Below are 11,811 nucleotides of genomic sequence, written 5' to 3' on the forward strand. Positions count from 1 at the left end.
GACTTTTAGTACTCCAATATGGGTAGCACCCCGTAAAAACCCCCCGCCTAAAGCAAGTCCCCACTCCTTCATAAGTCACCCCCCAGTTTTTTGAATATCTTTAGGGTAAAAGCCGCATGCGCATTTAATACTTCAAAAATCTCCCGGTCTTTTTTTATTTCCCCAACTCCCCCTCCAAAACCTATTGTCCAGTAATGCCCGCCAGGAATGACAAAACCATGGTAAAAGTAAAATTGCAAAAGCTGGGCTAACACCATATTATGCCCAGCCCGTCTTCCAATTACTAGGCCAACTCCAATCTTACCAGTAAGTTCACGTCCCCTATTGGAAGATACCATTCCAAGACGGCTTAAAAAGGAAGAAAGTAAAGGCGACATGCTGCTATAATAAACCGGAGTTCCTAACACTAAAATTTTACTTCTGGCGATTAAAGGATAAATTCCCTGAAAATCGTCTTGAATAATGCATTCTCCGGTGGACTGGCATTTACGGCAACCACGACAGGCAACAATCTTACGGTCTGCTAAAGGTATTAATTCGGTAGCCAATTCTTTTGCCAGCTGCTTTAAATAATATTTCACTAAATATTCGGTATTTCCCCGACGCCTCGGGCTCCCAACCACGCCTACTGCCCCCATCCCTACCCCTCCCAAAGCTTTGATTTGTAAAAATTTATGCATAAAAAAGGTTTTTTTGCATTAAAGGTCGAATCTTTTTTGCCGGGTGATAAGATGAAAAGGAAAAGATTAATCGTAACCTTTTCTGTATTAATCCTGGTTTTTTTAATAGCGACCTGGTTTTTACCTTTAAATTATTATCTTGCCTTACCTTTAACTATCAAAGAAAACCCTAAGCCTGCCGATGCCATCGTGGTTTTAAGCGGGGGTCTTACAAAGAAGGGAGATTTAGGCGAGAGTACCAAGGAAAGGTTAAATTTAGGTATTAACCTCTGGAAAAACGATTACGGACGCTATCTTCTACTTTCAGGAGGCAGTTTTACCAAAGAGCCAAAAGACGCCAGCGTCATGGCCAAAGATGCGCTAAAAAAAGGTGTTCCCGCTGAAGCTCTTTTGTTAGAGAGCAGCAGCGAAAACACCTATGAAAACGTTCTTTTAACCACCAATATCTATTACCAGAACCGCTGGCATAGAATTTTGGTGGTAACTTCTGCTTATCATACCCGCAGAGTAAAAACAATGTATACCGACCGGGGAGTAAAAGTAATTGTAATTTATCCCGAAAAGGAATTAATAGAGGCCCGGGGCTTTTTAAGGCTTCGGCAAACTTTTGTCATCTTGGAAGAATACTTAAAATTACTCTACTACTTTATTGGTAAGGTTTAATTTTTTAATTTTATTACGCAAAGTAGTATGAGTTACTCCTAGGCTTTTTGCTGCTTGTCGAATTGATGGAAAACGTTTTAAAGCTTTTTCAATTAATTCTTTTTCCACCTGGTTTACTGCTTCTTCCAAAGTCTGAGCACTAAGCCGGGTATCTTGGGGATGGTCTAAAATTATATCTTTGGCTTCAATTGTTCCGTTCTCTGCCAAGGTTATAGCCCGTTCAATTACGTTTTGCAATTCCCGAACATTTCCGGGCCACCGATAAGCCATAAGTTTATTTATAGCGTTTTCCGTTAGTTTAAAAGTAGGTAACCCCCGTCTTTGGGCAAAAATTTCTATAAAATGGCGGGCTAAAATTTCAATATCCTCCGGACGCTCCCTTAAGGGAGGAATTTGCAACGGAAAAACATTTAAGCGAAAATACAGGTCTTCCCGAAATTTTCCTTCTCCAATCATCTCTTCTAAATTTCGGTTAGTAGCAGCAATAATTCTTATATCTACAGGTATTTCTTCCTGACCGCCCAGCCGGCGTACTTTCCCTTCCTGTAAAACCCGTAACAATTTTGCCTGCAGGTGAGTAGGAAGTTCAGCAACTTCATCTAAAAATAATGTTCCCTCATGGGCAAACTCCAACAACCCCTGTTTCCCGCCCTTTTTGGCCCCGGTAAAGGCTCCTTCCACATAACCAAAAAGCTCCGATTCTAATAAACTTTCCGGTACCGCTGCACAGTTTAACGGTACAAAAGGTTTTGTACGCCTTGGGCTTTCTAAGTGAAGGGCCCGGGCAAAAAGCTCTTTCCCTGTCCCCGACTCTCCCCGAATTAATACCGTTGTATTAGTTTTAGCAACTTTTTTAGCCATCTCCACTACAAAGTGCATTTTATCGGAAGTATAGATAATATCATTAAAGCTATTTAACGAGGGCTTTGTCAAAGCGTATACCAGCTCTCGCACTTCCGACATCGGTTTTAAGACTGCCACAACCCCTACAATGTTTCCCCCGCGGTCTTTAATAGGCCTTCCGGAAGTAAGATAGTGAAGCCGTCTTCCTTCAACATTAATTATGATTTCCTGATTGTTATAGATTTCTCCTGTTTTTAATGTCCTAAGCATGGGAATATCTTTTGCTAAGAGCTTTTCTACCTCCTGCCCAATTATCCTGTCAGCTGGTATAGCAAACATCTCAGCACAGGCTTGATTACAGATGGTAATTACTCCATGGCCATCGATAGCTAAAATCCCTTCGTTTACCGTGTCCAGTACGGCCCTGAGTTGCTGTTCCTTTTGTTCGTAGGGCATTATTTCTATGGGAAAAACTTTCAAAACTTTGGGTATTTTTTTGATATCACCAATCACTTGATTTAAGGTTTTTTTGTCAATTTTTTCTAGTTCAAGAAACATCTTCCCCGGAAGCACCTGAAAAGTAACAATGTTGATATTTTTTGCAGAAATTACCTGGGACACATCTAAAACCATACCAACCCGGTCCTCAAACTCCAAAGAAAGCTTTACTGTCCGCATAGGTTTCACCTCTCTTTCATTATCTTTTTTTTCAGAAAAACATGCAACAAAAAAAGCCGGGTTATTCCCCGGCCTTGCCTCTTAAGAGGTCAGTTATTGGTATCTTTAAAATTTTAGCTAATTTATTATAGTTCATCCCCGCCGCAATTATCATTGCAGTGAAAAACGCTATATTTAGTCCACTTAACATTACCTGAAAAGGAATATCTAATTTTTGCAGGATTGCCCTGGTGATAATAAATCCCAGCGGTAGAGCTGCCAGAACGCCCAGGAAAACGGTTAAAAAATCTTCCAATAAAATAATTTTTAAAATATTATTTGTTTTAAAGCCTAGAGCAGCAAAAATCCCTATTTCTCTGCTCCTTCCCAAAAGGTCATTTTCTAAAAAGGATTTTACCAAAAGAAATCCCATTACTAACAGGACAACGGCCAAAACAATACCAAATACTTGATATCTCAAAAGTAAGCTAAAGCGCTGTTCTTCCGGTCCGGTAAGAAAATTAATGTTTAATTTAGGAAAAAGTTTCAACGCCTTACTTTTAACAGTATCGTCCCCGGGTTTTAAAATTGCCTGAAGGAGAAAATAGTTTTTAGGAGCAGAGTTTTCTTTAATGCTTGCAAAGAAAAATCCATCTTCGTCTTTTCCGGTAGGTTTTAAAATCCCCACTACCTTCCCTTTAAAATCGCCAAAATCTACGGTTGAACCGATCTTAAGATTATACTCCCGGGCAATTTCGGCCCCTACCAAAATTTCGCCCGTTTTTTGGGGATATTTACCTAAAACCTCCCAGTAACGGCGGTATTTCCTTTCCTCAGGAAAATCAAGATAAATTACAGCAGCTTTCTGCCCCTTTACTGAAAAGAACCTAACTTTTTTAGGCGCAAAAACGGTAATTTGTTCTTTAAAAGTATTATAGAATTTAGTGGCTTCTTGTTCAGGAATATAAGCTATTTCATAATTTCCTGAAACTAAAGTAATATTTTGATAAGTAAAATTAAAATGCTCGGTTTCAGCAGTAACAGCAATTCGCTGTCCGCGCTTTTCCTTTTCCGATTCTAAGTAAGTGTTTAAATTACTTAATACCAAACTAATGGTGAAAAGGATGGCAGAAACTACTAAAACGAGGGCAGTTTTAGTGGTTACCCGACCAAACCTACCTAAAATAAAACTTTCAATACCAAAACTTCTCATCTTAAACCCTCGGCTGCCAGGCATCTACAATACTTTTATCCACCAAGATTTTTCCATCTTTAACTTCATATTGTATTTCAGCGGGCGGGTAAGCTGTACAGCCCCCATCGATTCCTTTTAAATCATCTAAAAGCGACCAGCGAGTACCGCAGGTCATGCAAACCAGCGCATTGTCCTGAATTTTAAAGCGATAGCCCTGACACGGTTCACAGATGCTTACTGCTACTACCAATCTTCCGTCGCTTAAGAAAAAGGCTGTCAGCGGTTTGGTCGGACTATAAGGCACATAAACAATTCCGTATTTTTTTACATCCTCTAACGGTATCTCAATTTTTCCCTCCTTGTTTACCACTGCTTGAATATCTGTCATTTGAATTTCCTGCCCGGAATAGTTAATTTCGCTGGCATAATAAGCGCCTTCCTTTTTCTTATTTCCCGGTAAAAATAACATTAAAATTAAGCCTAACGCTGCAATTCCCAGGACTGCAATGATAATTTTAAGAGTTTTTTGCGTGTTATTCTTTTGTTTTAAAAATTCTTCTTTTTTACTCAATTTAATTAACCTCCTTTAAAGTTTTAATTTCTAAGACCTCTCCATCTTTTAAGAATAAAGCATGGGTTGCATATTGAAGATGGGCAAGGTTATGGGTAACCATAACAATAGTTTTACCTTGGCGGTTTAATTCTGAAAAAATGTTTAGGACTTCTTCGCCGGTTTTGCTATCTAAGTTGCCGGTGGGCTCATCGGCTAATAAGATATCTGGCTCCATTATTAAAGCCCTAGCAATAGCTACCCGTTCCTGCTCTCCTCCGGAAAGCTCTCTGGGGTACTTATTTTCTTTTCCCGAAAGTCCTAATATTTTTAATAGTTCTAATGCTTCATCTTTTTTATTTAACTTCTTAGGATAAGCTAAAGTGGGTAATAAAACATTCTCAAGGGCGGTAAGATAAGGTAAAAGGTGAAAGTTTTGAAACACAAAACCAAGGTAATTTAAGCGAAAAAGGGCCCGTTCATCGTGACTTAAGCTAAAAAGGTCTAAACCATCCACCATTATCTTGCCCTCATCCGGCTCGTTTAAGCTCCCAAGGATGCTTAAAAGCGTTGATTTTCCTGACCCCGAAGGACCAGCCACCACCCAAAATTCGCCCTTTTGAACATTAAAACTTACATTTTTTAAAACGTGGGTCGTGTTTTTCCCTTTTTGAAATTTTTTATTAATCTTTTCCACTTCAATAAACGCCATCGTTTACCTCCTAATACTCCCGTAAAATTTCTTGCTGGTCGAGGCGGGAGACTTTAATAACCGGTAATATTGATACCACCCCCCCTAAAATAAGGCCCCCTATCAAAGCCCAGGCGGAGTATTGCCAGGAAAAAAACTGGGCCTTTGCAATACCTAACATTTTTGCCAAAGCCAAAGACAATACCACCGCTAACAAATTGCCAAAAATCTCACTAAAAGCAATTACTGTAAACAGTTCTAAACTATAAAGGTTAAATATTTTAAGTTTATTAAAACCAATGGTACGAAAGATTAATAATTCCTTTTCCCGCTCCTTAAAAAGGCTAAAGGAAAGGATTACGAAGTTCCCTAAACCTAAAACCAAAAGTCCGTAGGCCATTTGCCGACCAAAGCTGTTAAAGTTTTCTACCAAAAGTTTACGGTCATAAATAGCATCAGCCATAGCCGAAACCTTAATGCTTGGATCCAAAGCTTTTATTTGCCTGACAATTTCCGGTATGGGGCAACTAGAGCAGAGAGCACTAACTTCTATAAAAGTATAAGAATTTATTTTAAAAAGCGTCCGCACGGTAGTAAGATCTAAAAATAAACTATTATCTTCAAAACTTCCAGTCTTTTTTATCACCCCGGCTATGATAAATTTATTGCCGTTAACCTCTACTTCCTTAGGCTTTCCAAGCTTTGCATAGAGGTCCTCCCCTATTAAACCTTCTCTTGAAGTTTGGGGCTTTTGTCCAGCAATCTGCCACCATTTTTTTGCCTTTAATTCTTCGGCAAAGTTTACCCCCAAAACTACCCCTTCTTTTTTATTTATTTCCGTTTTCACCACAACTTTAGGTGAAATGATACTAATGCTTTCCTTGTTTTTAATAGTTTTTATCTTAGAAGGCAAAGCTAAATCAATTCCAAGCCGCTTTTGACCAGTAAAAGGCACACCGTCAAAAGCACTTCCTCTTTTAAGCTCCTGGGGTACAATCACAATATTGGCGCCAATTTTGTCATAATAGTCCGCTACTTCCTGCTGTAAATTAAAGGTAGTCAGTAAAATTCCCGCAATTCCCCCAATGGTAATCGCAATACTCAGTACCATTAAAAAAACTTTCGTCTTTTTATCGATCATCTGATAAAAAACTACGTTCCAAAGTTTCATTGCCTCACCTACTATTTTCTGTAGTTATTTTTATTATAAATTAAATTCTACAAAATATAGTTACAAAAATGTTACAAAAAAATTAACCCGCCCTAATAGGGGGGTTAACCAATTTTTAGCAAATAAAATACAATAGATATAGGCTTAGGACAACAATCAAAATAATCAGAGCATAATAGAGAACATTTCGCCGAGGAATTTCTAAATCACTTTCCAATATTGCTTGCATCCGCAGAATTTCAACATCATTGCTCAAGTCCGCTGCAAAACCAACCAAAGCTTCAGTAGCTCCAAATTTATAAGTTTTAACTAAAGCCGAAGCTAAACTTTCTTTATCTCCTAAATAACCTAAGGCAATTTTATCGGCCCTTAACTCCCGAAAAGCTAGTATTTGCCTAAAATATTTTTTTAGTCCAGGTACAAAAAAGTAAAGGTAGGTAGTAAACTGGCAGATGCTAATAATTAAGCTATCTCTTGCTTTAACATGAGCAAGTTCGTGGGCTAAAACAGCCTTTAGTTCTGCCTCACTTAAACCTTTTGCATACTCTTCCCCAATTACCACCACCGGTTTTATAAAATTAAAAGTAAAAGCGGTAATTTTACCCGGCATAAAATAAGGTGTAACTTTTATAAGCCCCATTTTAGTAGCAATTTCAGCGGTAATTTTACTTAAATACTCATTCTTTTTTAACACTCCAGCTTTTAATAACCGGTTAAAAGCTAGATACGGTTTTACTACTTGGTACGAACCATAAAAAGTAGCCAAAAGAAACACCGGTGCTAAATATTTTGCCGCTAAATCACCCAAAAAACAAAAAAAACCCCCTGCAAATCTAAACAAACTAGGGTTTACAGCTAAAAGCGGACAAGGCTTGCCCCAGAAAAGAATTATAGCCAAAATGGGAATTAATAAAGGTATTGTTAAAATTTCACTCCAAAAAAAACTGTTTTTCTTCAAAAACCTTTTTCCAAATAATAATAATAGGGTATACCCAAAGAGCGGTCCAAAGAAAGCGTAGAGAAAAAACGTATGGAGCAATCCGCTTTGCATCTTATCCCTGCTTTTCTTTTAATTTTTTTAACATCCTTTCAAGTTCTGAAAGTTTATCAGGGTCTTGTCCTACTTTCTTTAAAAAATGGGTAAAAGCTGGCTCAGCAAAATCCTCCAAAAGACCTTCCACTACGATTTGGGCTACTTTATCACTAAATTCCTCCCGACTTACCGCCGGAGTATTAGGAGTGGGCAAGGCCAATGCTCTTTTTGGTTAAAAGACCTTTTTCGTGAAGTCGTCCCATAATAGTGAGAATCGTGGTATAGGCGAGCCTTTTTTCCTGATTAATCACCTTGTGAACATCCTTAACTGTAGCTTCACCTAAATCCCACATAATTTCCATAACTCTGGCTTCTAACTCACCTAAAACCTTAGCTACTCCCTTATTTTGGGGTTTAAATTCCCCTTCTAGCCAACTCATTTAAATCTCCCCTTCCAATTTTGGAGCACAATTTTTACAAAAACCATAAATTTTTAGCTGGTGATTAGTTACAGTAAAGCCTTTGCTCCTGTAAACTTCCCGCTCCAGTTCCTCCAAAAGGTCTTCTTCAATTTCCTCAATTTTACCACATCTTAAACAAATTAAATGATGGTGTTGGTGCGCCCTAGTATCGAGGAGTTCAAACTCATATCTTTTCCGTCCATCGCCAAAATCCATGCAGTGGACCAGTCCCAAAGAATATAATATTTCTAGGGTTCGATAAACAGTGGCTAATCCTACTTCCGGAGCTTTTTCTTTCACAAGGCCTAAAATTTCTTCAGCACTTAAATGTTTGTCCTGGTTTTCAATTAAAACCCGAAGGATTTCCTCTCTTTGAGGGGTAAGCTTATAATCGCTATCCCGCAGCATTTTTCCCACTTGACTTATTATATTTTCCATAAAACCCGTCCTTTTTTTCACAATCTTGTAGATCAATTATTTTGTGTTATCGCTAATACTCTCATCAAATCCCGACAATAAGCCCCAAAAATCAATGATAAAATATAAGACAACCCAGAAAAACACAGCACCAACCAGCATATACCACAAGGAATAGTTCATATAAAGATAATACATTAATAAACTATAGCCAACAATTAAAAAAAGTCCAGCTCCCCAGCTTATAAAAGCAATAGCCATCCTTTTTAAAACTATCTTGAAGAGGTTATACATAAATATCCTCCAAAAATAAAAGCCAAAGATTTAGTACTTTGGCTTTATTCTACCATATTTTTTAAGAAATTGAAAAGTTAAAAATAATCCTGCTAAAACTAAAAGTCCCGGATAAAAAATCCGTTTTCCTTTTGCAGCTAAACTTGGCTCTACCCCATTAGCCGCGATAAGATTAACCTCACCAACTTTTATTCCCTTTCGGCAAACTAAAAGAGTCCCTAATGTCTCACCGGCTCTAACCGGAGCTTTTAATTCCTGAAGAGAAGTTTTATATTCATATTCAGGCTTTTCGTCTTTATAAACAGTATCATACAAGTCCTCTGCCGCTTCTAAGCTAACCGTCTCCCGTCCATCGGTAACTGGAGCTTTTTTAATTTGTTGCCCCTTACTGATAACCTTTACCGTTTTATAATTGGCAAAGGCATAATCCAAAAGTTTCTGCGCATCATCGTAAACATTGCTGCCCTCACTGCCTAAAATAACCGCAATAAACTCTTCCCCATTTTTATTGGCAGAAGCCACCAGACATTGCCGGGCTTTTACTGTATACCCGGTCTTAATACCATTGGCCCCTTCATAACGCCACAAAAGCTTATTATGATTGATTAAAAGCCGGAGATACTTAGGATCACGATTTATTACTTTTGTTTTAGTAGCAACAATCTCCCGAAACTTGGGATTTTGCATAGCAGCCCGGGCAATTAAAGCTAAATCCCTGGCTGTGGTATAATGGTCATCATTGGGAAGACCATTAGGATTGACAAAATGGGTATTTTTCGCCCCCAATTCCCTGGCCTTATCATTCATTTCTCGAACAAAGCTTGAAACATTTCCGGCAATATGCTTAGCTACCGCTATAGCAGAATCATTGGCAGAGTTTAGCATTATCGAATATAAAAGGTCTTCCAAGGTTATTTTTTCCCCTGGATTTAGCCAGATAGCTGAGCCTTCCACATAACTAGCTTCTTTATCTACATAAACCATATCGGTTAAATTGCCCTTTTCTAAGGCAATCAGGGTAGTCAATATTTTCGTCGTACTGGCGGGATACATTTTCTGGTCGGGATTCTTTAAATAAACAAATTTTCCCGATTTAACGTTAATTACTGCTGCCGCTCGACCAACAATTTGCGGCTCCCCTGCCAAAACCAGGGCTTTTAAGTTTAAAATTAATATAAATACCGCAAAAAATTTAGCAAGCTTCATCTTTTCCCTCGTACAAAAATTCTCCTTTTTAATATAACTGCTAATATTAGTGTAAGTCAAGGTCGGCCAAAAGCTTTTATTTTGTTTTGGTTCCATAAAAATGAACGTCTACATCCAAGGTAAAACACAATCCTTTTGGTAAAACCTCTAATATTTTGGGAAGCACTTTTTGAATATTTTCCTCGCTATCGACTACATCAATTATTATCGGAAGATCGGAAGAAAGTTCTACTAATTTCGTTCCATGAATTATTCCATCCGATCCATATCCCATAATACCCCGGCTCACCGTTGCCCCGGCTATTTCATTTTCTTTTAAAATTTTTATTATTAGCTGAACTACATTTTTCCCATCATGTTTGGTTGCTTCACCCACATAAATTTTGAGTAATTTTGCCTTATTCATTTAAATGCCTCCCTTAAAAAAATTTGCTAACCACATACCAGCAGCAAAGAAAACTACACCAGTAAATATCGATGTAAATAAATAATTCGCATTTTTCCAAAACAACCCTTCTTCCATAAGAAAAATTGCCTCATAAATATAAGTAGAAAAAGTCGTAAATCCCCCAAAAAAGCCGGTACCAAGTAAAAGCCATATTAGTTGATTTAATTTTAACCCGTATAATAACCCAAGGCCAAAGGAACCAAGTATATTTATCAAAAACGTCGCCAGCGGCCAATCCCCCTGGTATCGTTCCCCTATTTTTTTAGTAAAGGTATATCTTAAAATGGCCCCAATACTCCCCCCAAGACCAACTAAAAGTATTTCCACCATTAACCCTCATCCTTTACTGTGTTTTTCCTGAAATTTAAATTAACCAAGTAAAGAGCTAAGGCTCGACCAAGTATACCTGAAAAAAACCCACCACTTAAAGATAAAAAGAAGTAAATGAACCCAATTAAAAGTTTATGCTGTAAAAGCAATAGATAAATTTCCTTGGTCATTGTTGAAAAAGTGGTATACGCTCCTAAAAATCCAGAAGTCAATCCTAAACGTACTGGATCGCTTACATTTATTCTTTCTAAGAACAAGGTCATAAAAAATAAAAGTAAAAAACTACCGCCAAGATTAATTGCTAAAGTGTTAATAGGGAAAATGCTTGCACCTATAGCACGGCCAGTAATTTCCCGCGCAATTGCCCCAAAAAATCCTCCCAGAGCTACAGCAAAATAATTCATTTTAACCCCCTCTTTTTAGGTCACCAAAATTGTATAATGCCTGGTTAATATAACCATGGTTAAGACCAAACAAAGCGGAAATAGTACCAAAGGTAAGTCTACATTGAGACCTGTTTCAATCATTACCGCGTCACCACAGCAACCGAAGTAGCGGAAAGAGTAATACCTCTGCGTCCTGAAGGGTCCAATGTAGACAAAATAAGCATAAAGCAAAACACCAGCAAAAGGCAAGGAAAAAGAAAGAAAACCAATATTTACACTTTCTTTAAACTTTGTTTTTAGCACCATAGATTAACCTCGGCCTCGGCTAGGAATGTTTGAAGGATGCTGTCCAACCCGGCTAAGAAATCCGCCAAAAGGGTGGTAAGTAAACCCAAAAAGTTACCTGCCACCACCCCTACCGCAATCAACACTAAATAATTAGAGATTCCGGCCCAGCCAGCTAATAAGCGCTTACTAAAGCTAAACCCAGCCATCTAGCTGTCCCCAGCCAGGTGTTTTCCATAAATTTTGCCACCCCTTTTTATGGAGCTAAGAAAATAAAAAACTCCTACCGAAAACTTTACTTTCGGTAGGAGCTATTAGCTCAACGAGCGTTAGGCGAGCTCCATCGCCATTAATTTTTTATTATTTTAAAATTTCAAATACAAAATTGTCAAGTCTAATTCCAAAAATAATTGTAGATAGGCCAGAGAATCGTTCACAATATTTTTTTAAGCTAAAACAGGCATTGAAAAAGGTGGGTATCCCTCGGGTATTATTAAAGTG

General features: G+C 38.0%; 18 protein-coding genes and 1 riboswitch. Of the genes, 1 reads left to right on the top strand and 17 read right to left on the bottom strand.

What is annotated here, in order from left to right:
* Positions 1 to 68: 68 nt before the first annotated feature.
* Positions 69 to 638: a flavodoxin family protein gene (locus cpu_RS09115; protein WP_075859704.1), complete on the bottom strand. Its 570-nt coding sequence runs from the start codon at positions 636 to 638 to the stop codon at positions 69 to 71.
* 93 nt (positions 639 to 731) lie between these two features.
* Between cpu_RS09115 and cpu_RS09120 the strand changes: the two genes are divergently transcribed.
* Positions 732 to 1,343, top strand: coding sequence for a YdcF family protein (locus cpu_RS09120; RefSeq protein ID WP_075859705.1), 612 nt, complete (start codon positions 732 to 734; stop codon positions 1,341 to 1,343).
* On the opposite strand, the gene cpu_RS09125 is transcribed toward cpu_RS09120, so the two are convergent.
* From cpu_RS09125 to cpu_RS09200, 16 genes are all read right to left on the bottom strand, one after another.
* Positions 1,314 to 2,864, bottom strand: a complete 1,551-nt coding sequence (locus cpu_RS09125; RefSeq protein WP_075859706.1) for a sigma 54-interacting transcriptional regulator — start codon at positions 2,862 to 2,864, stop codon at positions 1,314 to 1,316. The genes cpu_RS09120 and cpu_RS09125 overlap by 30 nt on opposite strands.
* Positions 2,865 to 2,925: 61 nt before the next feature.
* On the bottom strand, positions 2,926 to 4,056 hold the full coding sequence (locus cpu_RS09130; RefSeq protein ID WP_075859707.1) for an ABC transporter permease: 1,131 nt from the start codon (positions 4,054 to 4,056) through the stop codon (positions 2,926 to 2,928).
* Between the two features lies 1 nt (position 4,057).
* Positions 4,058 to 4,609 carry a Fe-S-containing protein gene (locus cpu_RS09135; protein ID WP_075859708.1) on the bottom strand — a complete coding sequence of 184 codons (552 nt, stop codon included), beginning with the start codon at positions 4,607 to 4,609 and terminating at the stop codon, positions 4,058 to 4,060.
* Position 4,610: 1 nt separating this feature from the next.
* A complete protein-coding gene (locus cpu_RS09140) occupies positions 4,611 to 5,300 on the bottom strand; it encodes an ABC transporter ATP-binding protein (RefSeq protein ID WP_075859709.1) in 690 nt (229 codons plus the stop codon).
* Between the two features lie 10 nt (positions 5,301 to 5,310).
* Positions 5,311 to 6,450, bottom strand: a complete 1,140-nt coding sequence (locus cpu_RS09145; RefSeq protein ID WP_075859710.1) for an ABC transporter permease — start codon at positions 6,448 to 6,450, stop codon at positions 5,311 to 5,313.
* A gap of 115 nt (positions 6,451 to 6,565) precedes the next feature.
* Positions 6,566 to 7,258 (bottom strand): M56 family metallopeptidase, encoded by a 693-nt coding sequence (locus tag cpu_RS09150; protein ID WP_159433993.1) that lies wholly within the window; start codon positions 7,256 to 7,258, stop codon positions 6,566 to 6,568.
* A gap of 244 nt (positions 7,259 to 7,502) precedes the next feature.
* Positions 7,503 to 7,697, bottom strand: a complete 195-nt coding sequence (locus cpu_RS09155) for a hypothetical protein (RefSeq protein ID WP_075859712.1) — start codon at positions 7,695 to 7,697, stop codon at positions 7,503 to 7,505.
* Positions 7,684 to 7,923: a BlaI/MecI/CopY family transcriptional regulator gene (locus cpu_RS09160; RefSeq protein WP_075859713.1), complete on the bottom strand. Its 240-nt coding sequence runs from the start codon at positions 7,921 to 7,923 to the stop codon at positions 7,684 to 7,686. The genes cpu_RS09155 and cpu_RS09160 overlap by 14 nt, the downstream gene beginning before the upstream one ends.
* Positions 7,924 to 8,382, bottom strand: a complete 459-nt coding sequence (locus tag cpu_RS09165) for a Fur family transcriptional regulator (protein WP_075859714.1) — start codon at positions 8,380 to 8,382, stop codon at positions 7,924 to 7,926.
* Between the two features lie 36 nt (positions 8,383 to 8,418).
* A complete protein-coding gene (locus cpu_RS09170) occupies positions 8,419 to 8,655 on the bottom strand; it encodes a hypothetical protein (RefSeq protein WP_075859715.1) in 237 nt (78 codons plus the stop codon).
* A gap of 30 nt (positions 8,656 to 8,685) precedes the next feature.
* Positions 8,686 to 9,861, bottom strand: a complete 1,176-nt coding sequence (locus cpu_RS09175) for a D-alanyl-D-alanine carboxypeptidase family protein (protein ID WP_075859716.1) — start codon at positions 9,859 to 9,861, stop codon at positions 8,686 to 8,688.
* A gap of 76 nt (positions 9,862 to 9,937) precedes the next feature.
* The gene (locus cpu_RS09180) at positions 9,938 to 10,267 is read right to left on the bottom strand and encodes a DUF190 domain-containing protein (protein ID WP_075859717.1); all 330 of its coding nucleotides are present in this window, start codon (positions 10,265 to 10,267) and stop codon (positions 9,938 to 9,940) included.
* Entirely contained in the window at positions 10,268 to 10,639 is a 372-nt protein-coding gene (gene crcB, locus cpu_RS09185; protein ID WP_075859718.1) for a fluoride efflux transporter CrcB, read from the bottom strand.
* Positions 10,639 to 11,043, bottom strand: a complete 405-nt coding sequence (locus cpu_RS09190; protein WP_075859719.1) for a fluoride efflux transporter FluC — start codon at positions 11,041 to 11,043, stop codon at positions 10,639 to 10,641. The genes crcB and cpu_RS09190 overlap by 1 nt, the downstream gene beginning before the upstream one ends.
* Before the next feature lie 15 nt (positions 11,044 to 11,058).
* Complete coding sequence (locus cpu_RS09195; RefSeq protein ID WP_075859720.1) at positions 11,059 to 11,331, bottom strand: hypothetical protein; 273 nt, start codon at positions 11,329 to 11,331, stop codon at positions 11,059 to 11,061.
* Positions 11,322 to 11,519 carry a hypothetical protein gene (locus cpu_RS09200; protein ID WP_075859721.1) on the bottom strand — a complete coding sequence of 66 codons (198 nt, stop codon included), beginning with the start codon at positions 11,517 to 11,519 and terminating at the stop codon, positions 11,322 to 11,324. Before cpu_RS09200 ends, cpu_RS09195 begins: the two co-directional genes overlap by 10 nt.
* 89 nt (positions 11,520 to 11,608) lie before the next feature.
* Positions 11,609 to 11,667, bottom strand: a riboswitch (Fluoride riboswitch).
* Between the last annotated feature and the right edge of the window lie 144 nt (positions 11,668 to 11,811).

The sequence above is a fragment of the Carboxydothermus pertinax genome, from assembly GCF_001950255.1.
Taxonomy (GTDB): domain Bacteria; phylum Bacillota; class Z-2901; order Carboxydothermales; family Carboxydothermaceae; genus Carboxydothermus; species Carboxydothermus pertinax.

What these genes read in the sequence shown, in the direction of transcription:
- cpu_RS09160 (WP_075859713.1), bottom strand. Translation starts at nt 7,923, where the DNA reads ATGAGTTGGCTAGAAGGGGAATTTAAACCCCAAAATAAGGGAGTAGCT.
- cpu_RS09140 (WP_075859709.1), bottom strand. Translation starts at nt 5,300, where the DNA reads ATGGCGTTTATTGAAGTGGAAAAGATTAATAAAAAATTTCAAAAAGGG.
- cpu_RS09125 (WP_075859706.1), bottom strand. Translation starts at nt 2,864, where the DNA reads ATGCGGACAGTAAAGCTTTCTTTGGAGTTTGAGGACCGGGTTGGTATG.
- cpu_RS09115 (WP_075859704.1), bottom strand. Translation starts at nt 638, where the DNA reads ATGGGGGCAGTAGGCGTGGTTGGGAGCCCGAGGCGTCGGGGAAATACC.
- cpu_RS09130 (WP_075859707.1), bottom strand. Translation starts at nt 4,056, where the DNA reads ATGAGAAGTTTTGGTATTGAAAGTTTTATTTTAGGTAGGTTTGGTCGG.
- cpu_RS09200 (WP_075859721.1), bottom strand. Translation starts at nt 11,519, where the DNA reads ATGGCTGGGTTTAGCTTTAGTAAGCGCTTATTAGCTGGCTGGGCCGGA.
- cpu_RS09165 (WP_075859714.1), bottom strand. Translation starts at nt 8,382, where the DNA reads ATGGAAAATATAATAAGTCAAGTGGGAAAAATGCTGCGGGATAGCGAT.
- cpu_RS09120 (WP_075859705.1), top strand. Translation starts at nt 732, where the DNA reads ATGAAAAGGAAAAGATTAATCGTAACCTTTTCTGTATTAATCCTGGTT.
- cpu_RS09180 (WP_075859717.1), bottom strand. Translation starts at nt 10,267, where the DNA reads ATGAATAAGGCAAAATTACTCAAAATTTATGTGGGTGAAGCAACCAAA.
- cpu_RS09170 (WP_075859715.1), bottom strand. Translation starts at nt 8,655, where the DNA reads ATGTATAACCTCTTCAAGATAGTTTTAAAAAGGATGGCTATTGCTTTT.
- cpu_RS09190 (WP_075859719.1), bottom strand. Translation starts at nt 11,043, where the DNA reads ATGAATTATTTTGCTGTAGCTCTGGGAGGATTTTTTGGGGCAATTGCG.
- cpu_RS09195 (WP_075859720.1), bottom strand. Translation starts at nt 11,331, where the DNA reads ATGGTGCTAAAAACAAAGTTTAAAGAAAGTGTAAATATTGGTTTTCTT.
- crcB (WP_075859718.1), bottom strand. Translation starts at nt 10,639, where the DNA reads ATGGTGGAAATACTTTTAGTTGGTCTTGGGGGGAGTATTGGGGCCATT.
- cpu_RS09145 (WP_075859710.1), bottom strand. Translation starts at nt 6,450, where the DNA reads ATGAAACTTTGGAACGTAGTTTTTTATCAGATGATCGATAAAAAGACG.
- cpu_RS09175 (WP_075859716.1), bottom strand. Translation starts at nt 9,861, where the DNA reads ATGAAGCTTGCTAAATTTTTTGCGGTATTTATATTAATTTTAAACTTA.